Annotated in this window: 25 protein-coding genes; 8 read left to right on the top strand and 17 right to left on the bottom strand. The window is 46.7% G+C overall.

Annotated elements, in window-relative coordinates:
- Window positions 1-380: 380 nt before the first annotated feature.
- From ACLTXB_RS03095 to ACLTXB_RS03065, 7 genes are all read right to left on the bottom strand, one after another.
- A complete protein-coding gene (locus ACLTXB_RS03095) occupies window positions 381-5,630 on the bottom strand; it encodes a DEAD/DEAH box helicase (RefSeq protein ID WP_412261040.1) in 5,250 nt (1,749 codons plus the stop codon).
- A complete protein-coding gene (locus tag ACLTXB_RS03090; protein WP_412261039.1) occupies window positions 5,630-6,637 on the bottom strand; it encodes a hypothetical protein in 1,008 nt (335 codons plus the stop codon). Before ACLTXB_RS03090 ends, ACLTXB_RS03095 begins: the two co-directional genes overlap by 1 nt.
- A complete protein-coding gene (locus ACLTXB_RS03085) occupies window positions 6,637-9,402 on the bottom strand; it encodes a coiled-coil domain-containing protein (RefSeq protein WP_412261037.1) in 2,766 nt (921 codons plus the stop codon). The genes ACLTXB_RS03090 and ACLTXB_RS03085 overlap by 1 nt, the downstream gene beginning before the upstream one ends.
- The gene (locus ACLTXB_RS03080; protein WP_412261035.1) at window positions 9,399-10,973 is read right to left on the bottom strand and encodes a hypothetical protein; all 1,575 of its coding nucleotides are present in this window, start codon (window positions 10,971-10,973) and stop codon (window positions 9,399-9,401) included. Before ACLTXB_RS03080 ends, ACLTXB_RS03085 begins: the two co-directional genes overlap by 4 nt.
- Window positions 10,974-11,483: 510 nt before the next feature.
- On the bottom strand, window positions 11,484-12,149 hold the full coding sequence (locus ACLTXB_RS03075; RefSeq protein ID WP_412261033.1) for a DUF3879 family protein: 666 nt from the start codon (window positions 12,147-12,149) through the stop codon (window positions 11,484-11,486).
- A gap of 127 nt (window positions 12,150-12,276) precedes the next feature.
- A complete protein-coding gene (locus tag ACLTXB_RS03070; protein ID WP_412261031.1) occupies window positions 12,277-12,786 on the bottom strand; it encodes a helix-turn-helix domain-containing protein in 510 nt (169 codons plus the stop codon).
- 144 nt (window positions 12,787-12,930) lie between these two features.
- Entirely contained in the window at window positions 12,931-13,341 is a 411-nt protein-coding gene (locus ACLTXB_RS03065; RefSeq protein ID WP_412261029.1) for a TIGR04076 family protein, read from the bottom strand.
- Window positions 13,342-13,600: 259 nt separating this feature from the next.
- Here ACLTXB_RS03065 and ACLTXB_RS03060 point away from each other — a divergent pair, with 259 nt between their 5' ends.
- The gene (locus ACLTXB_RS03060) at window positions 13,601-13,876 is read left to right on the top strand and encodes a hypothetical protein (protein WP_412261027.1); all 276 of its coding nucleotides are present in this window, start codon (window positions 13,601-13,603) and stop codon (window positions 13,874-13,876) included.
- A gap of 378 nt (window positions 13,877-14,254) precedes the next feature.
- Here ACLTXB_RS03060 and ACLTXB_RS03055 read toward each other — a convergent pair whose 3' ends face one another.
- The 8 genes from ACLTXB_RS03055 to ACLTXB_RS03020 form a co-directional block, all read right to left on the bottom strand.
- A complete protein-coding gene (locus ACLTXB_RS03055; RefSeq protein ID WP_317336587.1) occupies window positions 14,255-15,202 on the bottom strand; it encodes an IS3 family transposase in 948 nt (315 codons plus the stop codon).
- Between the two features lie 2 nt (window positions 15,203-15,204).
- A complete protein-coding gene (locus ACLTXB_RS03050; RefSeq protein ID WP_317336586.1) occupies window positions 15,205-15,636 on the bottom strand; it encodes an HTH domain-containing protein in 432 nt (143 codons plus the stop codon).
- Between the two features lie 307 nt (window positions 15,637-15,943).
- Complete coding sequence (locus ACLTXB_RS03045; RefSeq protein ID WP_428226098.1) at window positions 15,944-16,582, bottom strand: hypothetical protein; 639 nt, start codon at window positions 16,580-16,582, stop codon at window positions 15,944-15,946.
- A gap of 28 nt (window positions 16,583-16,610) precedes the next feature.
- On the bottom strand, window positions 16,611-16,898 hold the full coding sequence (locus ACLTXB_RS03040; RefSeq protein WP_154038876.1) for a hypothetical protein: 288 nt from the start codon (window positions 16,896-16,898) through the stop codon (window positions 16,611-16,613).
- A 29-nt stretch (window positions 16,899-16,927) separates the two neighbouring features.
- Window positions 16,928-17,341 carry a hypothetical protein gene (locus tag ACLTXB_RS03035; RefSeq protein WP_298730891.1) on the bottom strand — a complete coding sequence of 138 codons (414 nt, stop codon included), beginning with the start codon at window positions 17,339-17,341 and terminating at the stop codon, window positions 16,928-16,930.
- Between the two features lie 34 nt (window positions 17,342-17,375).
- On the bottom strand, window positions 17,376-18,185 hold the full coding sequence (locus ACLTXB_RS03030; RefSeq protein WP_154038871.1) for a YcxB family protein: 810 nt from the start codon (window positions 18,183-18,185) through the stop codon (window positions 17,376-17,378).
- A complete protein-coding gene (locus tag ACLTXB_RS03025) occupies window positions 18,185-18,742 on the bottom strand; it encodes a hypothetical protein (protein WP_298730888.1) in 558 nt (185 codons plus the stop codon). The genes ACLTXB_RS03030 and ACLTXB_RS03025 overlap by 1 nt, the downstream gene beginning before the upstream one ends.
- A 28-nt stretch (window positions 18,743-18,770) precedes the next feature.
- Window positions 18,771-19,214 carry a hypothetical protein gene (locus ACLTXB_RS03020; RefSeq protein WP_428226097.1) on the bottom strand — a complete coding sequence of 148 codons (444 nt, stop codon included), beginning with the start codon at window positions 19,212-19,214 and terminating at the stop codon, window positions 18,771-18,773.
- Between the two features lie 513 nt (window positions 19,215-19,727).
- Here ACLTXB_RS03020 and ACLTXB_RS03015 point away from each other — a divergent pair.
- From ACLTXB_RS03015 to ACLTXB_RS02985, 7 genes are all read left to right on the top strand, one after another.
- The gene (locus ACLTXB_RS03015; RefSeq protein ID WP_298730885.1) at window positions 19,728-20,117 is read left to right on the top strand and encodes a sigma-70 family RNA polymerase sigma factor; all 390 of its coding nucleotides are present in this window, start codon (window positions 19,728-19,730) and stop codon (window positions 20,115-20,117) included.
- A 151-nt stretch (window positions 20,118-20,268) separates the two neighbouring features.
- A complete protein-coding gene (locus ACLTXB_RS03010; protein WP_154038862.1) occupies window positions 20,269-20,631 on the top strand; it encodes a hypothetical protein in 363 nt (120 codons plus the stop codon).
- On the top strand, window positions 20,618-20,827 hold the full coding sequence (locus ACLTXB_RS03005; protein ID WP_154038860.1) for a helix-turn-helix domain-containing protein: 210 nt from the start codon (window positions 20,618-20,620) through the stop codon (window positions 20,825-20,827). Before ACLTXB_RS03010 ends, ACLTXB_RS03005 begins: the two co-directional genes overlap by 14 nt.
- Complete coding sequence (locus ACLTXB_RS03000) at window positions 20,824-21,228, top strand: helix-turn-helix domain-containing protein (protein ID WP_154038858.1); 405 nt, start codon at window positions 20,824-20,826, stop codon at window positions 21,226-21,228. The genes ACLTXB_RS03005 and ACLTXB_RS03000 overlap by 4 nt, the downstream gene beginning before the upstream one ends.
- 228 nt (window positions 21,229-21,456) lie before the next feature.
- Window positions 21,457-21,771, top strand: coding sequence for a plasmid mobilization protein (locus ACLTXB_RS02995; protein WP_154038856.1), 315 nt, complete (start codon window positions 21,457-21,459; stop codon window positions 21,769-21,771).
- Window positions 21,771-22,766 carry a relaxase/mobilization nuclease domain-containing protein gene (locus ACLTXB_RS02990; RefSeq protein WP_298730876.1) on the top strand — a complete coding sequence of 332 codons (996 nt, stop codon included), beginning with the start codon at window positions 21,771-21,773 and terminating at the stop codon, window positions 22,764-22,766. Before ACLTXB_RS02995 ends, ACLTXB_RS02990 begins: the two co-directional genes overlap by 1 nt.
- Before the next feature lie 152 nt (window positions 22,767-22,918).
- Window positions 22,919-24,070 carry a tyrosine-type recombinase/integrase gene (locus tag ACLTXB_RS02985; RefSeq protein ID WP_428226096.1) on the top strand — a complete coding sequence of 384 codons (1,152 nt, stop codon included), beginning with the start codon at window positions 22,919-22,921 and terminating at the stop codon, window positions 24,068-24,070.
- A gap of 91 nt (window positions 24,071-24,161) precedes the next feature.
- Here the strand turns inward: ACLTXB_RS02985 and ACLTXB_RS02980 are convergent, their stop codons facing one another.
- Together ACLTXB_RS02980 and ACLTXB_RS02975 are read right to left on the bottom strand one after the other, a co-directional pair.
- Entirely contained in the window at window positions 24,162-24,854 is a 693-nt protein-coding gene (locus ACLTXB_RS02980; protein ID WP_154038851.1) for a zinc ribbon domain-containing protein, read from the bottom strand.
- 26 nt (window positions 24,855-24,880) lie between these two features.
- Complete coding sequence (locus ACLTXB_RS02975) at window positions 24,881-25,672, bottom strand: competence protein CoiA (protein ID WP_154038849.1); 792 nt, start codon at window positions 25,670-25,672, stop codon at window positions 24,881-24,883.
- Between the last annotated feature and the right edge of the window lie 398 nt (window positions 25,673-26,070).

The following is a 26,070-nucleotide window of genomic DNA, read 5'->3' as shown; positions in this document are numbered from 1 at the left end:
TAGGATCTAAAACGAGAGACTCTCCGCCACCCCATGTAAGTACTATGACAATTCTGCTCTCATGCTGATCTCTTACCCAGTCTCCCCCTTATCCGTTGTCCAGTGTGCAATAAAAAGTGCAAAAATCAAATGCACTTGGAGGCTACCAGTGTGAAATCCCCCATTGTCAACTGACTTTACTCACCGCAGAATCTACAAAACAATTTGTGATAAATTCTTGGCGCCATCAACTGCTCTTCTGCGAGAACGACCTATCTTTAAAATCTACAAGATGCACAATGAGGATGCTATGCCCATTACTTTTAATTCAGTTTTTAATGGCAAACACATATTACGAGTATTGTTCCCGTATACTGCCAGGCTTCAAAAAGCTGTCTACTTCAAATGTTATCAAGGATTTTTTGGACAGCATATGGCTTAGCATATTTGATATAAGCATCACTCACGAAAATAGTATCAGCAGCATGCGGCTCAACCCACATTGCGGGATAGACAACAACCCTTTTTTTATTTCTTCGCCCAGTTGCAATGATTTCACCATCAGAAGTAATCTCACAACCAGATTGCTTAAGAATATTCGCCAAAGGCATAATCATTTTAATCTGGGTCTCCGGTTTGATTGGTGAAGCATTTACCCCATGAACGCCCCATTCAAGAAGTTGGAGTGCAGTGAAGCGATCAAGCATACCATGTACATATTGATTTCTATAATGCTTTAGACATTTAGAGCATGCAGATCCGCAATTGCAAGAACTTAGCAGTTCCTTCATATCGGTAAGTAGTTCAGCAATCGCATCAGCTACACTGACAGCATAACCGGCACCACTGGACAGGCTATCATAAAGATAAATATCAACATAAGAAGCTTCAGAACCAGTTCTAAGACGATAACCAGTAACAAGTTCGGCAAATTCAATATCGAGCTTTTTACTTGCCACAAGTCGTAGCGCTTCAGCTAAGGATTGCGCTGCGCGATTAAGCCATGGATTGTCGTTTCTTCTGACATCAATGATCCTGTCGTCAATTGTGAATTCAAGGACTAACATATCAGTTATAAAGTCATAACCAAGATTCACATTAAAGCAGTTTCTATGACGGCATTTACTACTTCGAACAAACTTCGACTTGTAGGGCCTGTTAATATCATTTAGAACAGAAACATCATCACCCGGCATAGCAGCTCCACAATCCTTGCAGACCATAAACCCTTTGTCATCCAATCCTTTATTCAGCATGATAATTCGTTGGTTCGTCCGTGAAGCAATTCGTATGTTTTTACAGCCTGGAGCCAGGTTCATTTCTTCAGCCTCAGGTAGAGTTGAATACAGAGGCTGCTGCACAGCAGTGTATTCTTCTGACAGCTGAACGTCTGGCATTGATTCAGCATTTCTCGGTGCAAAACCCCAGGGACGCATCATTTCGCGGGTAATCTTCAGATCGCTGTTTCCGCAAAACGGGCAGCGCTCGGTTTTCTCCTCCATCAGGCCAAACCAACCACACTCAGGACATGAGATGACAGGTTTTACATAATTAGGGTCTTCGGTGTAAGCACGTGCCGGAGTTAGCAATTGCCCATGACGGCGTTCGCTTCCAGGATAGTAGAATCCACCAATCTGATAGGTTTGTTTATCAACAACAATTGCTCTACCAGGGGCATATTCGCCAATAGCCACATCCAGGCCGCGGTCAACCTCGTAAAGAATTTTTCCGTATGTATCTGGTATATAGGTACTTACAACATTCTTTGGAAAAGAATATGTTGGGATGATTCCTTCTTCATAGAGCGCATCCAGAAGAGTCTTTGCCTCCCCTTCCTTAGCTCCTTCTTCTACTCCAAAAAGTTCGGGATGCATCTGACATTTTTCTCTAAGTGTATCGAAAGATTTTTTCAGCTCATCCTCAAACACTGAATAGTGAAATGGTATCCCGACAGGTAGAAGTAACTTGTCTTTATCAGCATTGTAAGAAGCAAGATAGTTCTTAAAATTGTCAAGGAATTCATTCAGGAAAACTGCTGCTGGAACCGTGTCAAGGCTCATATGATTTTCTGAAAGGAATTCTTGGAGAATAACCATAGCTAGATGACGTTGGAGGAGTTTCTCACTTCTGATATCTATCCAAGGCTTGCGAGGGTCTCCGCGGAACATGGGAATTGGATCATTGAAGTACAATGTATCATGCGGACCATCTTCACAGAAAGTAACGATGGTAGACAAACTAGATCCACGTCGGCCTGCACGACCAGCTCGCTGCTGGTAATTTTCACGCATAGGAGGAATATTGCGTAAGCCGACCGCAACCAAAGAACCAATATCAATACCAACTTCCATGGTGGTTGTGCTGCTAAGGATATCAACAGGTGTTTCACCATCTTGAATTAAATCTTGGAAGCGCAGTTCATATTGTTCGGTTTTACTCCAAAGATCATCACGTTGGTCCTTATGTGAGAGCTGGGCAGTATGTTCCTCGGTGTCAATTACATGAATTGGCTTACCTTGAAGCGCATCATCGACTGGCTGCCTCCAGAAGCTAAGTGCCTCGCATTCACCAGATTTCATTTCATGGATATGAGAAGATCCACAGCTTGGACATTTACCTTTCAGCGTAAAAGGAGTCAATTCAGAGCATTGTTCACATTTGTACCATACATGAGAAGCATCAAAACGTGGTTTTACTCTAGAGAGATCAACATATAATTTTCCATTGTCAGGCTGCGCTGAATCAAGGAATGCTTCCTTTAACACCCGTTTCCACACCATCTCTGTTTCATTTCCGTCATGCCATTCCATGATCTCGCGAATAGTTTTTGAGAATCCCCAATCCTTATCCAGTCCGTAACCGCCGTAATTGGGGCGGACTTTCAACCGAATTGTATCACTAATTGTATGGCCGACGGCTGTTGACATATCGCAAATTGATAGTATCCAAGCATTAAAAAAGTCAATAAACTGCTCATCAGTAACTGTCACGTCGTTCTCTTCAAGTGCATCTACAGCATCAAAAAGAGCCTGATCAGTCGGTTCAATCCAGCTTGTGGCCGAGTCATACAAGGTATTATAGCCACCAGCAAACAACCGTAGGAGGTATTCCTGCATCTGAACAGGAGCGTTTGCAATCGTGAATCTTGGGGTATACTCTCGCCCTCGTTTTACACAGCGATTATAGTTATTCAGCGCAACAGTACAATCTTCAGCAAATTTTACCCGCTCAGGTGCATGAAAAATCTGCACATGATGCTGACCGGCGGCAAGGCAAAAGTAATCATACAACGAATTCATTGACTGCTCAACCGGTTGTTCTTCCATCGTTTTGATGGCAATTGCAAACAATTGCCTTGCAGCAGAAATATCCGAAGCCTCTGACATATCTCGAGCAAGCTTTGCCGCACGCTGACGACTATCCGAAAACAGTAAAACTTTGCGTCCTTCGTTAGGAAACCGATCTGGATTATTATCCTTTCCCGGCACAGCGGGTTGCAGTTGGAATTGTGCTTTGATTAGGTTGAAAAAAGACTGATTGCCTCGGGTGTTAAACGAAGTGAGCTGTAATGTAGAAAGCTGATGCCTGCAATGCGGACAAGTGGGGAATGTAATAATCTGTGGTCTGCCTTTTGCGGAGTAGTTGCAATAGTACAGTTTTCTAATCCAAGGTTTTCCAGAAGATGAGTCATCTGTAAAGTTAATAAATCCGCTTTTAACATCAAGATAGCAGGGGCGTATAGCATTTTTACCCTGTTTTGGAGGAAGTTCAAAATCGTCAGTTGGAATGAACAGATGTATTTCTTTCATCCTGTGATCCATCAACTGACCAGGATAATGCCAAAGATATACATTTCCATGAAGCCCCGAGTCATCTTCAAGAACATAGCCTTTGAAGAACAGCGCACCACAACGTCGATCATTATAAAGTTCGTATACCACACTACCACAGTGCGGACAAACCAAATTACCATCCGATAGGTAGATTTCTCCTAAAGCGAGTCCGCCTTCCGAATGAGCGCAACTACAATTAGCATTGGTGCAGGCATATACTCCCGAAATACCTTTGAAGAGCATGTGCATACGCGCGGGGAAAAGAACAGAACCTTTTGCGTTTTTTGCAAGCGGCGCAATTGCTAAAAGGACACTAACCGCCTTAAGCGCATCCTCTTGATTGAGATTCTGAAAGATACCAGAAGAAAGTTCTCCCAGAGATACTGCATTCCCGCGGCAATACTTAATAAGCTCATGGAACGGGCGATAATAGATTAGATTTTCGTACATCCAGTTGTATACTGATTCCAAGGATGTAATGCCAGGATCAAATCCATCTAATTGTCCCCAGAATGACAATAGCGCAGAAAGTTTCACGTCATCCCTGTCTTCAAATTGACCAGGATCTGAATCTAAGAGGAGCTCGGTGGGAATATCATATTTCAACTGCCCGTCAATCACCTCCCTTTCACCCGTTAAGTAACAGAACCGGGTTGCTGTGTCGGAAGCAGTAAGCTCATTAGCAAACTTCATTACAGAATCAACGTCTTGCTGGTCTTTGTTGGGCATACTCGCGGTAGTGAGTATAAATTGCACACGATCACGACTGATACCGAGCTTATGGAACAGTCTGCGAATCAGTAATGCCACTTCACCTCCAGCTGAACCACGGTACATATGAGCTTCATCGATAACAAACAGTAATTTATTCTCACTGTTTGAAGCCAGCCATGCGCGTGTGTCATTCCAGATTTTTTGTTCTCTGGGACGCAATAGCATATATTCCAACATAGAATAGTTTGTAATGAGAATATCCGGGCAGAATTGCTGCATTTCAAATCGTGTGATCAGCTCTGCATCATCATCATTTGGAATATGTTTACTCTCATGCAGTCCTTGGAGGAAATGATTCATATCCGCCTTTGCAGGTATTTTTCCTTCTTTGAGAAGATGATTAAAGAATTCTTTTTCAGAATCACTTTGTGGAAAAGACATTCTTGCTAAAGTTTTTTCAAGTTTTCTGTCCTGTTCAGTGGATGGTTGAGCTCCTGGATACGGGGTTCTGCCAGTATACATTCCAAACTGAGGGCGACGCACCCCGATACCGCATGTATTCCGGAAGATTTTAATAAATTTGTTGTCAGGATCCCCGATCATTCTTCTAAGTCGGCTAACTTGGTCTGAAACTAAGGCGTTCATGGGATACATAATAATTGTGCGAACACCTCGTTTTGCCCATGATTCCTTGAAATTCCTTGCTTCAGTTGCCATCTTTGCAAGAAGTGGCCACATAAAACACTCGGTTTTACCGGAACCTGTACCAGTCGAAACAAACAAGTTTTCTCCTCTGGTTGCAGCTTCAAGCGCCGATATCTGGTGAGCAAATGGAGATGGGAATACTCCTATACCAGCTTTTGCTAACTGCAAGAAATACTCTTTCATCCAATTCTCAAGGGACGATGTTTCAATGCCATTTGGCACTGTAACATATGCCGGAGAGGATTCAATAAAAGGCCTTTGGTAAAGCAAGCCTTCATCGTCAATATGCTTATTTAGAGTTGAAAGCAAAATTGGAGACTTTCCAAAATACTGCGACTTAATATAATTCTCTAGTTCCGTTCTTAACTGTTTATGGACAGAATTAGCTCCATTGGACATCAGGTTATCCCTCCTTTGAATTCATATCCCTCATCGGATAGAATATTTTTAATAGCCGCAAATACTTCTGCGGAGAGCTTCCGTCTAAAATTACATGGAAATGATGTACATATTTCAGGCCAACTGTACAACTTCAAAAACTCCAGTTCGCGTGGCGGAAGCAAATAATTCATACGGATATGAACCAATGATCCATCTTCAAAGTACTCTATCGGCGGTAATGTTCCAAAGTTCCACAGGCAGGCACATGTGAGCGTTCTGTAATTATAATTTTCCACCTGCCACTGAGGAAGCGGACTGACTTCTAGTACAGCATTAACATAGCGATAAATATAATATAGTTGAGAACCTTTCATGCCGGTTCGAAGAATTGAAATTGTACCAGTTTTGTCCGGCTCATTTACCCAGTACCCATGGGAAAAGGGTCCTTTCAGGCGAAGATACTCTGTGCCAACTTCAAATGATAGATTTGATTCCCAGGAAGCGGCAGAGAGTGTAGTTTGCCACAATGTTTGTAAATTCTCTTGTTCGAGGCCAAACATTGTTTTTACATTATAGGGGTTTTTCCCACCATCCTGCTTAGAATAGAACCCAATACCAGACACACAGGAGATATTGTCCAAAGGAATACCTCTTTGAAATAGAACTCCACCAAAGTGTTCTTCGCATTTTCTTGATGCCACTATCCGGTTCGGGCGGTGATAAACTACTCCTACACTTAAGAATTGATTTGTGATTTCCTCTTCAAGCTCCGCAGAAGTATACGGCAATGTCCCAGAAAGTTCCGGATACAATGATTTGTAACTGCCAAGCGTAGTGCGAATTCTTCTTTTCAGGTGCACAATAGAGACAGGGGCTTCTGTATCGTCCCAGAGGGAAGCATACGCCATCATTCCGCAAATGCTATAAACAAGGCGCGTTTTCCACTCATCTGCTGTTTCCTGGTTCCCTTTAAGAATGTGATATTGTTGTGATACTTTTGAGAGAAGTCCATTATACTTATCCATCAGTTTTTACCTAATACATATTGAAGATCCAACTTGAGATTCTTTGAAATTGCGATGCCCTTCTGTGGATCTGCGATTACCTCGATGAGTTCATTTATTTCCATAGAAGCATAGGCAATCGGAAAGATGAAAAACAAGAAATCGTCATCTGCTGTAGCAGAGGGATAAATGTTGTGCATGGTAGCCACAAGGCTGTTGATTTTACTTCTGACTAACGAGCTCAATGCGAATTTTGAAAGAACTGTGAGATCTTTGCGTGTACCTTTCTCTGCCGAATAGGGTTTAAAATCGTCAGCAAAGTAACCTCCATAGTAATTTCCAGTAGCTTTTTTATCCACCAAACTCTCCGTAAACAGTGGCAACATGAAGCCATACAGGCTTTTGGGTTCAACCTGAATGTCTTCTACATAAGGATGGGTAGCTATATAAAAAATATCTTTTTGGGAAAGTATTTCTGGGAGTCTGTTCATCCAACTGCCTGCCAGAAGGTTGTTAATTATTACGATGTCTTCACCATCATCACCGATTTGTTCAATTACTTGGTGGACATAGCCACCCTCACAGCAGAGTGTGCCATGTTTATGAGCAGTTACAGCTGCGCAAAATGCTTGGGCAATGTCGATTGCATTGGGACCAACAAGTAAAAGTGGCTGTTTTTCAATATAAGCAGCACAAAGAAACGCAGCGAGGCCACTTCTGTATTGTTCAGCAACACCTGCCTCTGCAAGTTCAAATACCGCTGTGTTGATAACATCTGCCCAAGAGTGATGTGCTTCAAGTTCATCAAGATGTGCAAATTCAGGGAATGTGCGATATACAGCCGTATCGAGTCCAGACGCAGCATCGACTGAGGTGGGAGTTGTTGTTCCAACAATCTGCACTGGTTGTCCCCCAACAAATGCCATACTTGCAATAAAATCCGCCGCATTTTCACGAGCTTTCTGGATACGTTCAGCAATTGCTTTTTCGACACCGTCGGCCAGTTTTTCTTTTTCAGCTATGATATCAGAAAGGCGCTCATCTTCTGCTTTGGTTTTGTTGAATGCTTCTTGTGCTTTGCCTAAGTCCTCCGCAGCAGATTTCAACTCCGCATGGAGCAGATCAAGCTTTTGTTGGGCTTCAGTCAAGAGTTTTTCATTCTCTTTTTCCCAATCCTGGCGAATAAGTTCTTTAGCTTTTTCTTGAAGTTCGGTGTTGGCAGAAAGAGCCGAGTGGATTATTTCGTCTTCTAAACTATCTCCATCGATATATTTCCAGACTATGTTCAGAAATTCATCCAGCAGTTCTTTTGCAGCAGGTTTGGAGCAGCGACATACGGCTTCGATTTTACACGTTATATCGTCTACTGGAATCGCATCAATAAAATCCTTAAATGTCTTATATTGAGCACGAGTTACCGCCCTTGCCTTATATGTAGCCCAGGAAATCGAAGATAACACGATGTCTTTTACAATATCAAGTGGGCTTTTCAAATGATAAAGTCTACTCGGAAGTCCCGCAAACGCGTTTCGATAAAATGTCAATCCATTGTCCAGATGCATAATATCTTCACTTGTAAATTCATATACCGGCACTACAATGCAATCTTCAGAAATTTTTGTTTTTTTGTTAACCGTGTTGAGTTCTTTACCGGCACAAAGGATACCTATATACTCACCTCTGGATGCGTATATGGAGAACATAGCTCTCTGACTATGAGGCTGGTATTCGATTCCGTTTTTCAAAAGGTCAACCAACTCATCGAGGTTCGATGCCTCTGTAATGTTGATAACTTCAATTGCATCTATTTTCGTGTTGTACTGGGATAATATATAATACCTAGAAGGATCATTTTCATTAGGAATTCCAGACCACGTCCAAATGCCATAAAATCCATCATCGGAAGGCCCATCTTGGTGAAAAATCTTATTCCAATTTGTGAAGTGATTTGAGGCATCTTCATTTCTTGAAAAAACATGATATTGTCCATTATGATTGAGATCAGCATAGCGTACTAGACGCTTCTGACCACTATAATCCGTTGTAACACAACATAAAGACACAATTTCATCTGTATTGGCAGAAGGCAAAATAGAAGTATCTGTATCATCAAACTGTGCAAGATACTCTGCATCGTCACTCTTGAAGGCACTAGGTGCAGCCTCTAATTCTGAAATTTTTGCTTGTGCTTCAGCCAACAAGGATGCCAATCTGTTTTTATCCTGTTCAATTTGCTGGATTCTCTCTTCACACTCACTTTTTATGGCATCAATGCTGTGTTGGGCGTCCTCAACTTGATCAGAAAGGCGACGATTATCTTCTTCCATGGCCCTAATTCGCTCAGATGTTTCAGCATTTCTTGCACGCTCTTCTTTAATATCCTCCATTCTCTCGCAAAGATTAGAGCATTCATTTTTATCCAAAGGATTCCCTGTTAACCTAAAATACAAGTCGACATTATTGGCAAAGAAGGAGTCAAGCATTGTTGTTGCTAAGGCAGCACCATGAGATAAACCTTTTCCTTCAAGTTCAGCTATATTTTCTTGAATCTCCTTTAGCCAGTTTTCTACCCATATGTTAACCCACGTTGCAATAAAAGGTTTATCAATATTAGTTATAGCAATCGACAGCGCATGTTGCTCTGTCAATGATTTAGCTCTAAACCCTTTTTGGATTTTTGAAAATTCTTGTTCGTTTCTTTTAAAGAGTTCTTTGAACTCTTTACCTGTAATAATCTCGCAGAGAGTTGATTTTTCTTCTTTTGTAAGAAGCCCAATGTAGTTCATAATTTATCTCCCTGTATATTTGTATTTATACTCCGATAGATATCCTGCAATCTCCGGTAGGATTTCTCCTTGATGGTACCCTCTCTGATACACTTCCGTATCCACCGGCAGATCTGCGGATAACAACTCATACCGGCTAAAATATTTCGTAAAGAATGAGGGGCAGGAATAGATTCCCCCGATACGCTATTAATTTGCTCTAATATTTTGGATTCGTCATTTGCGATGATAGACTGTTGCTTTTTGAAGTCAATCTTCCAGACAATATCAAGACCGATGACAACTTGCACGCTTGCACCGTAGGATAACCCATCCAATTCAATCTGTTTGTCTGCAAAAATTTTTTGCTTATCGACAACACGGTTATTGTTAGAAATAGTGATCTCACCATCGAATGTCGATTTGAAAAGCAGTGTTTTATTGTATGGCAGGACATTCGTCTCGCCAGGTGTAACCTCAGAACCTAAAAGATCCATTACTAAGATTGTTGGAGATGACCCTACTCGGTTGAGAGGTTCTTTCCAAAAGTAAGTATATTGTAAGGCTTGAGTGCGTCCTGCTGATATCAACTGTTGCCTTCCGGAGCAGTGAACTTCATATAGTCTTGGATGAGTGGTATTATAATTTAGCTGGCAAAGTGTTGCACAAGGAAATGTCTTGACTGTTGCTACATCACCTTCGACAAGTATATACATGCTATCTTGACTATGTTTTACGATATAATCTCCTTCTAGAAATAATGGCCACACTGGCTGCAGCGAAACCGGGTGATCAGTCAAACGACAATGGAGGTCAAGAAAGAAACGGGCAGCTTCTTCGCTAAATGCAGATGCAGAAACTACATAAAGCGTCCAAGTATCCCAGCCGAATTGTTTCTGAGCAATCTCTCGAATTCGTATACTTTTATATGATTTTCTATAGAAATAACCTCGCTTTAACAGGTAGTATTCTTTCTCAATCTCAACATCGGCATCGTATGTGAGTTTTTTGCCAGAAGCCTTTTCAAACAAAGTCCCCTCCGGATCAATACCGTTAATCTCTGTTGGCCAGAATTCGCGTAGTTTATCGCTTCCGTTTTTTAAATTGAGAGTGTATTTTTCAAATGGTCTTTCACCGATGGGAAGATATGTAATGTTTTCGTAATTTAGTCGTTCTTTTGTAAACACGTACAGTGTATCCGACACTCCCTGCGGCTTTATTTCTATACGAAAATCTTTGCTGAGTGAACTAATTGGAGCGCGAATCAAGCCAACTTCGAATCTAAACGAAGATGATGACACACCCGTAATACGGATTGGTAAATCATGTTCCTGAGAACCATAAGAGATTGAGTAACCAGCCCCCAATATACGTTCAGGGCAATTTTTACTTTTTTCATGGGCACTATGCCTAAAGTGGCGTGTTTGTACTGCACCATCGGTAAGAGAAACATATTGCCCACATAATTCACACATAAACAGGCCACTGTGAGCAGATACAGTACCACCTGGATGCAATTTGGCCGCTTGTTCTGCCGTAATTCGCTTCCAACCGTTATCTGACCACATACAGACATGTGTTAGTGAGGCCATATACACATTTCTCCTAACTTTGATGAAATAATGTTCTTAGCCATTTCATCTCGAATTATACTTTTAGAAAGGTAGGAACTAGTAATTGCATTTATTGCATCTGCTATAACAAATTACCCACTATTGATATAACAACATATAAATAAATGGCCATGCAGGGCCTGCCCTGCGCGGCCAGCATAATAAAGCACCTGCTATTGATTTATTATATCAAAAACCCTATTTTTTACAATGTGACAGCTAAAATTATAGAGAAAACAATAATACGACACCTGTTTATCTTTTTAGATAGTAACTACGAAAAAGATTCCTTTTTCGTATATCATCCTCATTAAATAAAGGAAAACCGCCTAAATAGGCGGTTTTCTATTAAAAGCGTCCCAAGTTTGGAACCTCAAACTCCCTGCATCTTACCCCAAAAGTAGATGAGAGCCAGCTTACAAGCTGGCTCTCTGATATCGTAGGCTGCTCCTTACGCTCTCACATCGATGGCGTCCCCGCTGGTGAGGGTCAGCGTCCGGCCATCCGCAGGGACGATCTGCTGTTCCACGGACTGCCTGGTAACGCCGTCCAGAAGGCTGGGATCAAATCTCGCCCCGGTTTCCAGTCAGGATTTGCTGCTTTCACAATGTTATAAAAGGCCCGCTCATAGCACCACTCATACTGCTCCAGCGTCCAGGTTCCCGTCAGACGCTCAGATTTCTCCACACTCAGCTGATAGCGGGTAAATACGGCGGTCCGGTCCGACTCCCCGCTGCCCATGCCGTTGAAGCCAATGTACTCCCGCAGGGTCGTGTCGAACATGTCCTGCCGGGCGGCTTCCGGGATATCGATGAGCTTTTGGATGGTGGCAGGGTCTTTGCCCGTGATATCCATGCCGGCCACCCCGTAGCAGTTGATGCGGTCTCCGTCCTCATCCAGCTGCCCCATGAGGTTGCGGATGGCCATCTCTTCGTCTCCCTCGTAGAGCTTCAGCAGTTCGTCCACGGAGGAGGAGTCCTTTCCCAACATACGCAGCAGCATGCGGAGTTTCTCCAGCTGGATTTCGCTTTCGCTCTGGGCTTCAGACTTCGTCATCTTTCCCTCATCCAGCATGGCCTTCGCCGCCTGATAGCGTTTGCTGCTGGTGTCGATCACGCCGGTATAGGGGCGAAAAGGAATCGCTGGCATTGCCATAGAAAATTACCTCCTCTTCCTGGCCGCTCAAACAGCTTTCTTATAAGATTCATCGACCGAAACTACAGAATCTTTAAGGGGAAAAGGACAGGGGCAGTATCTGAGAATATATATTTCCCTGGATCAATCACGCCTTTTTCCGCGTCAGGAAAATACCTACCAGCGCCGCCACCAGGGCGAAGGGGGCCAGGCGGGCAAAGCCCCATTCAAAGGCGTGGAGGACCGTGCCCATGACAGCAGTTTCCGGATCGCTGAAATCCCAGCCCAGGTACGGGCTGTTGACCACGGCCAAAGCCGCAAATCCGGCCACGAGAAGTGCGCAGAATGCGATCAGGGACCAGTGGAGGACATCTCTTCGAAAAGCCTTTCTCCGGGCGAATTGCAGATTGATGATCTCCAGCTTTTCTGCGAGGGCTTTGACCGTGTCCGCCTCCGTCTCTGCCACAGTCTCCCCCAGCAGCGTGCTCACGGGTGTCTCCAAGGCCTCCGACAGGGCAATCAGCAGATCAGAATCCGGGACAGACAATCCCTGCTCCCATTTTGAGATGGTCTGCCGCACCACATTCAGCTTGTCGGCAAGGTCCTGCTGGGAAAGCCCCTTGGATTTCCGAAGCGCTTTGATGTTTTCATTGAGCATATAGATTCACTCCCTTCGACCTCAGTGTAGGCAAAGCGGCCCGTTGCCGCAAGCAACGCAGATTAACACAGCTCAATACCGGGCCAGCTTTTGCGGGGGATCGGCGGTTTCAGCCGGTCTTTGCCCAACGAAAACAGCCTTTGCTCAGCCGGTGTAGGCGTCGTCTGCCGTATTCTTGAAACTCTGCTTCTCCAGCCAATGTTTCTCTTCTTCGGTTTCCGGGATATCGATCCGCTCGATTTTGAAAATCACCGGTCTGGTCCCATCGTTGCAGCAGGCAATCATCATCCGCTCGTCATTGGTCCACTTGTGCATAATCGACCCACCCTGCAAGGCGGTGTAGACATACCGGCTGATGGCGTCCCACGCCTCTCCGCAGAACTTTCCATTCATCAGGTGGTAAAAATCATCCTGTTCGGCGGTGCGCTTGAGCAAAAAGGTATCTCCCTTCTGAAAGCAGGGACAGGGGCCCGACTTGGGATCTGCCAGATACTTCTCCTGGTACTCCGGGAACACCTTGGTCTCCAGTACTGTGATTCTGCATTCGTGCTGCATCGATTCATCCTCCTCATCTTCTGATTTCAGGTTCTCCACTAAACTTAAGGGTGGGCCGATCTTCTTGCTGCCATTGTACCGAAAAAAGATCCTTCCGGCAAGCAGGGGCATCAGGCGCAGCAGCTTTTAACAAGCAAAGATTACCGCCCGCCAACATCCGTGGATGTCCAGCGGGCGGTGTGGGATCAATCTACGGAACCCTTTGGCGTTTTTTTCGTCTATGCAGATAGAAGCACAAATTTACAAAGGTGGAAAGTGCATGAAGAAGCGGAATGTAATCAGCATCATGCTCTATCTGCTTGGCGTCGCTCTTTTTGTGATTGCGAATTCCTCAGTTGTCAGCGGCAGTCCGATCCATTTGACGTACTTTCAACGGGTCATTCTTTGCAGCGCGGCAGTCTGTTCCATCGGAACAGCTCCATTCATTTATCAGTCTAAAACAAGAGTCGGAATGGTTATGAAGATGATCGTTGCAGCAGCATTGATTTGGTGTATTTTTGCATTTGGCGGGTTTATGAATAACAGTATGGCATAAAAGGCGGCAACCAAGCAACTTCCCATTTGGTGAACTGAATATCAGATACTGACTGCAGGGGCAAGGTTGGAATACACCTTGCTCACTTTTGGTCTTTAAGAAAGCGATGAGGCCGCCAGACACACGCCAATATTCATCTATAATCTGGCCCATAATGAAGAAAAGCCCGTCAAAATCGTACGATTTTGACGGGTTTTGGTCCGAGTGGGGAGACTCGAACTCCCGGCATCTTGCTCCCAAACTAATGTCTAACCATCCAACGGCACATTTTGTGGCCTTTCCATCCCTTTTCGGTGGGGTAGCACTTCCTTTGCAGCCCTGTTCCATCCGTTGTTTCCATACATTTCTCTCTAAAGTGCTCCCCAAGTCAAGGACATTTTAGTTTGACCCATAGGGCGGAAGCATGTCCACGGGATACTCACCTGTAGTTATATAGTTGTAGTATTCGTTGGGAGAAAGTTTTGCCAGATCCCACTGGTAGCGGTCATTGTTGTAGTAATCCATCCAGCGGTCTATAGAAGTCTTCACAGCCTCGAAAGAGGTCCACCCCGGAAGCTCACCCGCCAGTTCATCCTTCATATGCCCAAAGAAACTCTCTTGAGGTGCGTTGTCCCAACAGTTCCCTCTTCGAGACATGGATTGGCGTAGATTGCTGTCTTTTACCAACTGTATGAATTTCAAACTGGTATAATGAGCTCCCTGGTCGCTGTGAATCAGCGTTTCCCTGTTCAACGAAACACCGTGGTTCTTCACCAGCAGGTTCACGGTCTCCAGGACAAAGTCCACTTCCAGCGACTCACTCAAAACATAAGCAAGAACCTGCTTTGTACAGGCGTCAAGGATCGTGGAAAGGTAGCAAAATGCTCCGTTCAGCGGGATATAGGTAATGTCAGTCAAGAGAATTGCCCTTGGACCATGAGTTTCAAATTTTCTGTTGACCAGATTTTCCGCCGTGCTCCCCATCTGAATCGACTTATGCAGTCTACGATATGGATTCGGTTTTCGGATGGGACAGGCAAGCCTGTATTTCCGCATCAGGCGGCGAATCTTCTTTACATTCATCCGTATTCCCATGCGCAGCAGGCGCATATGGATCCCGCGAACGCCCTTTGCATACCCTCGAAATTGGTACGCTTCCAAAATCTTCTCAAAGTCCTCACGGTCCTTCGTCTCGCGGAGGTCTCTTGCTTTTCCTGCACGGATCCAACGGTAATATCCGCTGCGGGATACTCCGGCCAGCTCACAAAGTTCTTTCACAGTCAGGATGTTCTTCTTGTCTGCTAATGCCTCGCGAACCGCTTCAAATCGAGCACCGGCAGTATCCATGGTTATTTTTCCTGCTTTTCGTGCAGTTTCATAACTTTTTTTAAGAACGCCATTTGCTGTTGAAGGCACACGATTTCCCTCTGCATACGCTTAGCAGTTTCGTTGGATTGCGTTCCTGCAAAATCTGTCTGTTGTTTCTGTTCGCTTTTTATGCGGATCCCACCGGGATTACCCTCACGAAACCCTTCCACAGATTTTCCCGCCTGCCGGAGTCGCTTTGATGTATTATGAATCCGCTCAAAACCAAGAATTTCCGTATTATACCCCAGTTTTCGAAAAGCTGCCGTTCCTGTATAACCTTGAACACTGAGGTCCCAGAAGGCTTCTTTGAATGCAAGCGTATAGGATATGGTATCCTCTGTTACGCGCAGCGTGTATGGATTTGCCTTTAAGTTTTTGATTTCCTCTGGTGTGAATTTCTTTTTTGTGGCCATACGGCACCTCCATCTGTTGATTCTATGATAACACAGATGAGGTGCGTTTGACACCTTGGGTCAAGTGCGTGTCCACCCTCTGGGGACATGGGTCAAATTCTCGTGTCCACTTTATGGGGTATAGTTTACTCGGCGTATGGGTCAGGATATGGGTCAAAAGAAATCTTCCTATAATTTGGTGAATTACAGGAATGTTCTCTCGTGATAAGTAAGAGAAACCACCCAAAAGTAATCGAAATATCTTTTCACGGCGGTGACGCGAACAGAAAAATATGTTAAGTACGAAAAGATATTGGAACAGTACAGCTTATTGCAGCACCCATCTCTGCCCATCGGGGAATTCCATCAGGGTGCCGGGGATGACTTCCGCAATCTCTCCGGTTGGCCAGCGGCGGATGACCGTCTCCTCCCGGTAGTCTGGGTCTTCGAACCAGCGAGTAAAGTAAAGATTGTCTCCCTCCCGACTGTAAAATGTTTCGGTATTCCCAATTTCAAACTCTGCTGTCTCCGGCCAGAGAAACTGGAGTCGTTTTTCAAAGCTATGTCTGACCAGCATGAGGGGTGACTGTTGGAACATTAGATTATAGCAGTCCTTGATTGCAGACCGGGATAGTTCGGCCCGGAGCGTCAGCTGCTCTGGTGTGGGATTGTACTGGAACACATAGATTTTGCCTGCTGGAAAATCTGCCATCAAGATTTGCAGTCTTCCATTTTCAAAGCCGGGAGCGTCAAAATACTGCCCCTCGTGGGCGACGATAGGCTCCACGGTGTGCCCGTCGGGATAGTGGAGGAATAGCAGGCGGTTCTGTTTGATGGGGTGACCATCCTGGTATAGCTCCTCCGCCTCATACAGGTCACCGCTGACATAGTCACAGCACCAATACCACTCCGCAGAGCCGCTGACAGGCCGCATATTATATAGGCCCTTCGTTGAAATGATCTTCATCGTGTGCCTCCTTTGCATTGCTAATTTTTCATGGCCTCAAAAGTATACGGATGAACAAAAGACCGCCCAAAATCAAAAGAACTATCACCCAAATGAATTTTTTCTCTCTGATACCACGGAAAATTTCACAGGTATAGGTAATGATTATTAGGATTGCCCCCACAAAGCAGAGTAACAACCCGATTGGAGTACCAATGCAAAATAGAGGTTCCGGATCGGCTGCGCCGGAGACGATTATTCCCAATAGAATGCTCAAGCCCAGTACACCGATGAGCAGGGCAATTTTGAATAATCGAATATTTGAATTGTGCTTCATTTCTGAGTCTCCTGATTTTTATATGGATTCTACACCCGAACAAAGCCATTCTGCCAGAGCATTTCTCCGATTTTGTGTCGGCGGATGCACCACTCCTGATGTGGGCACTGGAGCTTCAGGTAATCCAGCTCGAAGGTAGCCTGTTCCTCCGTCAAAAAGAAGTCGCTCTTGATAATGTTCACAGGCTCGCCGTCCTTTGTTTCGTCCCATCCAGCGAATTGCCAGACGAAATCAGGCAGGCTCTCCCTTTGGACATTATGGATGGACTTTTCCTCCACACGATAAGTACAGTCATAGTCACAAAAGCCCGGCACTTGCTTCAAATAGTGGGCGGCAACCGCTTCTGCCTGGGCTCTTGTCCCAAACAGACCAATGAAGAAGTCCTCCCGATGCGTCTTATCCGACAGCGCAAGATCCGTCAGGTTTAAAGAAAACAGCGTCATATCAAAGCCCCCGATCCGGTAGGTGTTTATATCATCAGGAGCCCAGAAGCCCGTTGTCGATGATTTCGACCCAGTGCTCTACCCGCTCCTTCAAAAAGTCCCGCAGGTCAGAAACCGTTCCTGCGGTCAGATCTTTTTTCTGCAAAATCAGGAATCGCTTGTCGAAGATAACCAACAGCAGATCCTGCGTCTCCAAGACCTGTTTGAAATCAGTGTATGGAAACTGGGCGGACGCATTCCCTGATGTGTTCACAGTCATCGTTTCTTCAGAAAAGATGACCTGCATGTCAGCCTTGCCCGCAGCAAAGTCGGCACGGTCCCTGCCCGCAAGTACCTTTCGAGCCGCCCGCTCGAAGGGGTCACGCCGCCTGCGGACGAGCAGGGATGCCAGGGCGACGATCAAATATTGGGCGGCCAGATATACCAGGATCGCCATCTCATCGGGATCGCCCAGTACTGCTGAGAGGAAAAAGATTCCGGCCAACAGGCTTAGGATGCCCAGCGTTTTTGGCAAATACCGCCAGAGCTCTACGACACCGGCACCAAGGCATAGCCCACCTGCAATGGATAGCAGGAGCGAGTCTGGAGTGAGAAAAGCTGTGGGAAGTAATAGCAACGCCATGATCCAGTTAACCAGCCCCAGGATCTGCCCCTTTCGGCGGCGTCTGGCCCGAAGCGCTGCGGGAGTTTTTTTCGTCCGGTTCAGCCGGTCAGTCGCAGCCCACAACTTGGGGCAGACTGCACGGGAAACGAACTCCATTCGAACCTCCAAAGCCTGACTTACCTGGGGGATCAGGGCGTCCGGTTCCAGAGGGGTGCATTGAAATACAAAGTTTTGTTCCATTAAAGGCCCCTCATTTCTTCTTCAAAATTTTTCATTGCCATCTGTCGAGTGGGAAAATCGGCAAGAGTGCAGGAAAACGGCGCGCCAAACAAAGGCTGGGATAACTGTTCCACCCAATGCGTCAGCACCTTCGGGGAGAGGGGCCGCTCCTCCCGGAGAAAGATCACCCCGTAATAGGGCGGTACAGCCGGGGAAAGCAGCTGCGTCAGAGGGGCGCCGCTCTGGGCTGGAGTATTACAGAAAGCCAGATCCGGCGAAAAATGCGGATAGTACAGCGCCCCGACGAACAAATCCTGCTCACCATTCCTGAGCCGCTCGGCCTGCTTCAAAAAGTTGGGATGATCCGGACTCTCTGGCTTTATAAACTCGCCGTCCTGAATCATCTGATGGAGCGCAGGCAGGTTATAGAAGTCAAAATGAAAAAAGGAGTTTTCTCCAGCCTCGTCCTCGGTGAGAGAAAATTCGGCCCCGTTGAAGGTATCCCAGTCCTTGCCGCAGCGATAATAGCCCCACCAGTAGTTCCAGTCATGGATGTGCAGATATTTGGTGTGTTTCATCAAGACATCCCCCTTTTCGGCACAAGCCTTAATCCCAAAAGTTAAACAGAATTTCCCCGATCGTGTTGGGTTGCCAATAGCGCAGCTGCTCTTGCTCTGCCGGAGCCAGTGCATCCAGCAGCACCACATCGATGGATCGTTCCAGCAACGAGGGGGAGAGCAGCTGATTCGGCGGAAGCAGGGCGGCCAGCATAGCTGAGGGCGCTGTAAATCGGAGCGGCTGTGCTTCCCAGCAGTCGGAACAGGCCAGATGGCCGGTATATGCGTTCATGAACAGAATTTCTGTTCCACTGTTTCGGACGATTTGTGCGGCATAAAAGTTTTTCCCGCATAATGAAGTGTCTGTTTCTCCCACGGTGCACCGGCTCTCTCGGGCCAGCTGATAGACCAGCTGTAAGAATTCCCCTCGCTGGATGGGCTCCCGGAATGTGCCCGCTTCAAAAAATCCTGTGGCTCCAGCTGGTAGCTGCATCATGTTCCCTCCTTGTACGAGAGTGATCCTCGGTCCGATTTTTAATGCCCAATTTTACCATAGAGACACGACCAAATTTTTTCTAAATCATGAACAAATAACAATTTAAGAAAATCTTAAACGGATAGGGGGTGAGAACAGGGATTTTATCATCGGACCACGGAACCGAATCTGAACCCCAGCAACGGTACCGATCAATAGCGGGCTACAGGATGACCAGAGAACACGAGCTCCTACTCAAAGATTGCGCCGCAAAACAAAATAAAAGACCATAGTTCATTTTTGCTGCGATTGACGTTATCGAATATTTGTTCTATAATCAAGATAGGCGAAAGCCAAAACTCGCAGCTTTCCGGTGAGGTCCACACCCCGGTGGGACCTCAGACATTCATGGGCCTCGTAGGGCACAATGACCACCCTGAACGAAGGAAACTTCCATGAAGGTCTTCAGTATTTGGCGCTGTGCCGGCAGCGCGGGTGTGTACTTTTCCGTTGAGAGCGGAAAGGACATGAATGAACGACACAGTCGTTGTGATCTATAATGGGGAGCCAGTATCAGTGCCAAAGGAGGTCGCAGACTTCCTGGAGCAGGATCGGAAACGGCAGCAGGCACAGGATAAGCAGGACGACAGGCATCTGAGTAAAAGTGAGTTTGAAACGGTGCTGTTCTGTTCAGAATGTGTCAGGCGTCCCGTGGAAGATGAAGCGCTCCGGAACCTCCGGCTTGAAAATCTGCGGAAAGCCGTCAAGGATCTGGGTGAACAAAGCCGTGAACTCATCGACCTTCGATATGGCAGGGAACTGACCATGGAAGAGATCGGCAAGGTCTACGGCATCTCAAAAGCGGCGGTATCAAAGCGGCTGAAAACACTCCACGAAAAGTTGAGGAGCTCTGTCACATGACAGGGCCCCTCAACTTTTTTATTTTTCTGGTTTACAAATCGGCTGTAAGTGTCCTTATCAGTAGAGGGTAAATTCTCAATGTCTGAAAATCTGGTTGAATGGCCGCAGCCAGAGTGCCCTCATCAAAATCACAAAGAGGAGTGGATCGATCATGGATCAGTTTCAAATGGATCATCAGGCTTTGTATCATCTCTTAAAAATCAAGTGCGAGCGGGAAACGTTGGATGATATCCTCCAAGGGATGCGTACGCTTCTGGCGGATGAAGCGATGCCAACAGCGGAGCAGGTCCGCGCATTTCTTCAGGCCCCGGATGGCGATACAGCCCTTGACCCCCAGCAGCAGATGGTGGCAATGGATCAGATGCTTCAGTGCATGGAGGTGAACTTTCGTACCTGCTGTGATCTGCTGCGGTATCAGCAGATGAAGAAGGCAAGCGCGGTCCGCGACATGGATGAGTTCCTGGATGTGCTCTATCCCGGGAATACGGAGGAAGAACAGGATGAAAGTGTCTGAGTACAAGTCCTACAAGGACCTGCCTCTGTTTCTCAATGCGGAAATCGTGTCGAAGGTCCTGGGCATCGCACCATCGTCCGCCTACGAACTCCTGCATGAAAAGGATTTTCCTTCTCTGCGGATCGGCAACCGTATCGTGGTGCCCAAGGAACCGTTCATCCAGTGGGTGGATGCGCACACAGGAGGGAACGGATGAAGCAGCGGAGCAACGGAAATTTTTTCTCTCTGCCCAATGAGATCTTCCTTCTGGGACTGCGTCCCGGCGAGCTGGCGGTGTACAGTTACCTGCGCCGGTGCGAGGACCGAGGGACGCACCAGTGCTGGCCCAGCTACAAGACCATTGGAAAAGCGGTGGGCATGAGCGAGAACACAGTGCGTAAGTACACACTGCGGCTGGAAGAACGGGGACTGCTCTCCACCGAGCCCACCGAGGTGGTGACAGCAACCGGGCAGAAACGAAACGGAAATCTGCGCTACACCCTCCGGCCCGTTCAGGAGTGGATCGCAGCACACTATGACCGCCAGCTGGAGCAGTTGGAGATGACCACAGCACGTCAGAAAGCTGCGGCGATGCAGGACAAGTGCAGCGGCCTGTGAGCCGCTGTGTGCGGCTTGTCAGCTCTGGGGGACGAGGATACCTCCCCCTCATACGAAGCCTAAAAAAACGCCTTGGAATGCAGATTGTAACGAGGATCACAGGGGGGTGTCGGAGGACGATGCCCACCCTCGGGTGGGGCAAGCATAGCGTCCGGCTATACGCCGGTCGCACTCGCCGGGGCAGAGCACCGGCCCCCCCTGCCCCCTAAAGGGGGAGAAAGGAGAAAAATGCAGAAGAAAAAAACGGCCATCATCACCGCAAGGATGACACCGCAAACAAAGGCAGAGATCCAACACCGGGCCAAACAAGCCGGGATGACTGTCACCGATTACCTGGTCACCTGCGCCCTGGACAAGGAAATCATCCAGGTAAACGGTCTGGACGAGATCCTGTCTGAACTGAAAGCCCAGGGCAGAAATCTGAACCAGCTCACCACGCTGGCCAACATGGGCCGTATTCAGTTCCTCCGCAGCGATGAACTCATCGACCGGTACGCTGATCTCTATCAACGGATGACCGGTATCGCCAGGGGGGGACGGTAGTGGCGACCTTCACAGCGGTGCGAAACAAGAAGCAAACAGCAGGAACGATGGCAGGCGTGATGAAGTATGTAGTCCAGAGGAAGAAAACTATGCTGGGTGACCGCTGGATGGTTACCGGACACAACTGCGTGGCCCAGTCCTCCTACCTGGAGATGGTCACCACCAAGCGCCGCTTCCAAAAGACGGACGGGCGTCAGTTCTATCACTTCGTCCAGTCCTTCTCTGCCGTGGATGATCTGACACCCCAGGAGGTCAACGCCATCGGAATCGAGTTCGCGCAGAAGCAGTTCCCGGACTATGAGGTCCTGGTGGCCACCCACATGGACACCAACCACCTGCACAACCATCTGGTGGTCAACAGTGTGAGTTGTGCGGACGGCAGAAAACTCCACCAAAATGCCGCCGACCTTCAGCGGCACCGGCAGGTGAATGATGAGATCTGTATGACCCACGGGCTAAGTGTGCTGGAGCCGCCGAAAAAGCACACCCGGAAACGGCAGATGCGGCCTGGGGAGTATCAGGCAGGACTCCGTGGTGACAGTTGGAAGCTGGATCTGATCCAGGCGATCAATGAAGCGCTGGAGTACGCAGACGACCGGGAGAGTTTTATCGAGAACATGGAGTACGAGGGTTACGAAGTCAACTGGGTGCCAACTCGGAAGCATATCACATTCACCTGTCCCAACGGCAGAAAGTGCAGAGACAGCAGTCTGCACGATGAGACCTTCCTGAAAGAAAATCTGGAGAAGCTGTTCGCCTACCGCCAGGCCACGGGCTTCTGTCCCGGCACTCTGGAGCCGGACGAAGGATGGATGGGGGAACTGGCTGCCGGGTTGGTGCAGCTGGGCAGGGCGCTGGAGAGAGAAGCGGACCTTCCGCAGCTCCCCACACCGCCGGTCTGGACAGACAGCAAGCTGCGCCGCCGGGAAGCGTTGAAGAAGCTGGCCATGGGGCAGAAGCTGAGCCACGACACCGACCAACAGCAGACCATGTAGTGACGCGGCCCCCCTCAAAGATTGCGTCGCAAAACAAAGATAAAACCCTTTGTCCGGAAGGAAAGTGTGAAATCTTTGATAACTCCAGCCCAACAGCGTGGCTATTTTACAGAAGATGTAGTATGTTGTGTTGCTGATAGGAGGCGATCGATATGCCGAAAAAAAGAGCCAATGGCGAGGGAAATATCCGCAAGCGCAAGGACGGACGCTGGGAGGGTCGATTCACAGCGGGCCGGGACCCGGAGACCGGAAAACAGATTTTCAAGAATGTGCTGGGCAGGACGCAGGCGGAGGTCAAGGACAAGCTGAGAAAAGCGCAGGAAGCAGCTAAGGGGATCGACTTCACTAAAACGGAGTCCTACACGGTGGAGGAGTGGATGCGGATCTGGTTTGAAACCTACTCCAAGCCGCAGATCCGGGAAACGACAGCGGCCTGCTATACCAACTACATTGAGCACCACATCATCCCCGGCATCGGCCATATCAAGCTGGAGAAGCTGACGTCCCGAGACATCCAAAAGATGTACAACCATATCAAGACCAACGGGAGGGTACCGCGATATAACAGCGTGAAGGAGGAGGGGCTGTCCAACCGCTTTGTTCGCGGGACCCACATGGTGCTCCACCAGGCGTTGGACCAAGCGGTGAAGGAACGGATCATCCCCAGCAATCCAACGAATGGATGCCGCATCCCACAGCTCGAGAAAAAGGAAATGAAGGTCATTGCACCGGAGCAGGTGGGCTCATACCTAAATGCCGCCAAGGAAAACGGGGTGCTCCCCATGTTCTATCTGGAACTGACCAGCGGCCTGCGCCGTGGGGAACTGCTGGCTCTGCTGTGGGAGGATCTGGACATCGCAGAACGGACGATCTCTGTGACCAAAACGCTCAGTGCCAAGACGGGGAAGATGACGGTCAGCCCACCCAAGACACAGAATTCGATCCGAAAGGTCGTGATCCCCACCGAAGCGGTAGAATTGCTGGTTGAGGAGCATGAAAAGCATCCGGACAGCCCATATATGTTCCCTTCTCCTGTGACGGGGAATATGTACCACCCGGATGCCATAGGGCGGGTACACAAGAAACTGCTCAAGCAGGCCGGATTACTGGATATCAGATTTCATGATTTACGCCATACCTTCGCAACACTGGCACTCCAAAACGGAGTAGATGTAAAGACTCTGTCCTCCATGCTGGGACACTACAGCGCGGGCTTCACTCTGGATACCTACACCCACGCTACCATGAAGATGCAGATCGAAGCTGCAGACAAATTGGGCGGTTTTATGGCGCAGACTGTCTGATGATGGCACATAATAAGGCGGGAGCAAATGGCATCATTGCTCCCGCCTATGATTGATGCGATATATTTGAAGTTTCTGTTCGGCATTGCTATCAATCAAAATAAATGTCGAGTTCCTTCAATTTATCTGCAAGTTCTTCATCCAGTTTATTATGATTGTCTGTAAAAGAATTTAAACTGCCTTCAGCTGTAAGAGGCATGTTTGTAAATTTCACAAACAGATTATAACAATCTTTAAAATCTGAGTATTCTTCATCAAAGGCTTTCGGATGCTTTGTCAAATCTTTAATCAGGGTTTCGGCTTTAGTCTGCAGAGTGTATATTTCATTAAGGTCATCTACAAAGTCTTGATCTTCATATAAACTTGACAGTGCATCGTTAAAGTCATCATAGAATTGCCCGCTGCCGCCATTAGCCTTAGTGTATTTATCGGTTTCCTCATCAGATGTTTGGAATATGCTATTCTTCCAAACATCTGTGATAAGAATGTTTGCAGTTTCAGCTTTTCTGGCCCCATCGGCTATCGTATTATATAAATCAACGAACTGATTATATGTGTTGACTGAGGAGGCATTAGAGTATAAGAACCACGCTCCGGCGATAAGTATGAGAAGAATAATGATGACAACTATGCCTTTATGTTTTTTCTTTGGAATTGGTTCCCCTACATAAGTTGCTCTATTTGGCATCGGATCTTCATCGGTTATCTGGACAGATGTGCCACAACTTGGACAAAATTGCATATCATCTTGAAGTTCCTTACTACAAATTGGGCAGTATCTCATATAAACCTCCTCAATGAAAAAAATAGTTAAAATCTCCTGGGATGTCTATTTCGAATACCAGATAAGTGGTTAAATACTGCATTAGACACTGCTATGCGTTGACTTTCCGCTGCCTTCCTTAGCTCGCGTTCTCTTTCAAGAACTGATTTTTTCGTTTCTTCAAAAATGGCTTGGATTGAAAGAATGTCATCATCTTGTATGGCACCAAATTCCTTCAAAAAATTCTCGGGCATTATGGGTAAAACCGTTGTATGGCAACGGACTTCTTTAGGGTCTGGTGCCGCAATACAAAGGAGATTTTTCTTTTCTGGCAAATAATTCTGTATAAAAAGACCATCTATTGGGGTCCTTATATTGGAAAATAGTGTGGTCCTTCGTTTCCACACCAATTCAAAGCAATCATCAACTTTCATTTTGTCAGTTGCATCAAAAAGCCAGACAACTTGATGCCCGCAGTTTTTATAAAAGCTGTTTCGATCCTCAAATTCTCCACTGCTTATGGGACTATGTTGAAATTCAATGACCGTGCCGTTGATTAGAATGTCTGCCCTGTGAATGATACCATCTTTTTCGACGATGACTTCTCTATTATGGAGAGGGAACTTTGACTGCCAGTCAAAATGCCAATCGCTCATATCATGTTTCCAGTTATCAAGGCAAGGAGTGTTTTTCTTGTGGGCGAAATGTGTGCGGATGTTCACCGAACTTGCGGCCTTCACCACAACAGGACTACTGCATACGGGGCAAAGGTAACTTTCACCGGGGATAGCTTCGTCTATTGAAATCCTCTTGTTATTCTCTGTCAGAGCCGTGAACATATATCATCCATCCAAAAACACAGTCAAACATGTTGTAGTCTGTTTGTATTTATAGTATATCAAACCCTATATAAATTGTCAATTTAACCAGCACTTGGAGACTTATGCAGGTGGTAATATACAGAAAAAGGCAGTAGATTTTATTGAAAAATCTACTGCCTTTTGGTCCGAGTGACTGGTCTCGAACCAGCGGCCTCGTGGTCCCAAACGATTGAACTAAATTTTTTCTGATACTTTCTAATGGTTTTTAACCATTTTTACTCCATTCCGATCACTCTTTGTCGCTCTTAATTCCACTGTTTCCGAGCGTTCCGACGCTGTCTGTGGTCAAACATGTGGTCAAAGAGCCCTTCTTGACCAGGCGCGGCATAACTGCCATAGCCTGTTCAGAAGGGCCC

Source organism: Flintibacter sp. (assembly GCF_046973065.1).
The sequence above is the reverse complement of the archived record's forward strand: the minus strand, read 5'-3'. Positions and strand labels throughout refer to the sequence as shown.

Coding starts and splice junctions, on each gene's coding strand:
- ACLTXB_RS03095 (WP_412261040.1), bottom strand. CDS start 5,630: ATGTCCAATGGAGCTAATTCTGTCCATAAACAGTTAAGAACGGAACTA.
- ACLTXB_RS03090 (WP_412261039.1), bottom strand. CDS start 6,637: ATGGATAAGTATAATGGACTTCTCTCAAAAGTATCACAACAATATCAC.
- ACLTXB_RS03085 (WP_412261037.1), bottom strand. CDS start 9,402: ATGAACTACATTGGGCTTCTTACAAAAGAAGAAAAATCAACTCTCTGC.
- ACLTXB_RS03080 (WP_412261035.1), bottom strand. CDS start 10,973: ATGGCCTCACTAACACATGTCTGTATGTGGTCAGATAACGGTTGGAAG.
- ACLTXB_RS03075 (WP_412261033.1), bottom strand. CDS start 12,149: ATGGCAATGCCAGCGATTCCTTTTCGCCCCTATACCGGCGTGATCGAC.
- ACLTXB_RS03070 (WP_412261031.1), bottom strand. CDS start 12,786: ATGCTCAATGAAAACATCAAAGCGCTTCGGAAATCCAAGGGGCTTTCC.
- ACLTXB_RS03065 (WP_412261029.1), bottom strand. CDS start 13,341: ATGCAGCACGAATGCAGAATCACAGTACTGGAGACCAAGGTGTTCCCG.
- ACLTXB_RS03060 (WP_412261027.1), top strand. CDS start 13,601: ATGAAGAAGCGGAATGTAATCAGCATCATGCTCTATCTGCTTGGCGTC.
- ACLTXB_RS03055 (WP_317336587.1), bottom strand. CDS start 15,202: ATGGATACTGCCGGTGCTCGATTTGAAGCGGTTCGCGAGGCATTAGCA.
- ACLTXB_RS03050 (WP_317336586.1), bottom strand. CDS start 15,636: ATGGCCACAAAAAAGAAATTCACACCAGAGGAAATCAAAAACTTAAAG.
- ACLTXB_RS03045 (WP_428226098.1), bottom strand. CDS start 16,582: ATGAAGATCATTTCAACGAAGGGCCTATATAATATGCGGCCTGTCAGC.
- ACLTXB_RS03040 (WP_154038876.1), bottom strand. CDS start 16,898: ATGAAGCACAATTCAAATATTCGATTATTCAAAATTGCCCTGCTCATC.
- ACLTXB_RS03035 (WP_298730891.1), bottom strand. CDS start 17,341: ATGACGCTGTTTTCTTTAAACCTGACGGATCTTGCGCTGTCGGATAAG.
- ACLTXB_RS03030 (WP_154038871.1), bottom strand. CDS start 18,185: ATGGAACAAAACTTTGTATTTCAATGCACCCCTCTGGAACCGGACGCC.
- ACLTXB_RS03025 (WP_298730888.1), bottom strand. CDS start 18,742: ATGAAACACACCAAATATCTGCACATCCATGACTGGAACTACTGGTGG.
- ACLTXB_RS03020 (WP_428226097.1), bottom strand. CDS start 19,214: ATGCAGCTACCAGCTGGAGCCACAGGATTTTTTGAAGCGGGCACATTC.
- ACLTXB_RS03015 (WP_298730885.1), top strand. CDS start 19,728: ATGAACGACACAGTCGTTGTGATCTATAATGGGGAGCCAGTATCAGTG.
- ACLTXB_RS03010 (WP_154038862.1), top strand. CDS start 20,269: ATGGATCAGTTTCAAATGGATCATCAGGCTTTGTATCATCTCTTAAAA.
- ACLTXB_RS03005 (WP_154038860.1), top strand. CDS start 20,618: ATGAAAGTGTCTGAGTACAAGTCCTACAAGGACCTGCCTCTGTTTCTC.
- ACLTXB_RS03000 (WP_154038858.1), top strand. CDS start 20,824: ATGAAGCAGCGGAGCAACGGAAATTTTTTCTCTCTGCCCAATGAGATC.
- ACLTXB_RS02995 (WP_154038856.1), top strand. CDS start 21,457: ATGCAGAAGAAAAAAACGGCCATCATCACCGCAAGGATGACACCGCAA.
- ACLTXB_RS02985 (WP_428226096.1), top strand. CDS start 22,919: ATGCCGAAAAAAAGAGCCAATGGCGAGGGAAATATCCGCAAGCGCAAG.
- ACLTXB_RS02980 (WP_154038851.1), bottom strand. CDS start 24,854: ATGAGATACTGCCCAATTTGTAGTAAGGAACTTCAAGATGATATGCAA.
- ACLTXB_RS02975 (WP_154038849.1), bottom strand. CDS start 25,672: ATGTTCACGGCTCTGACAGAGAATAACAAGAGGATTTCAATAGACGAA.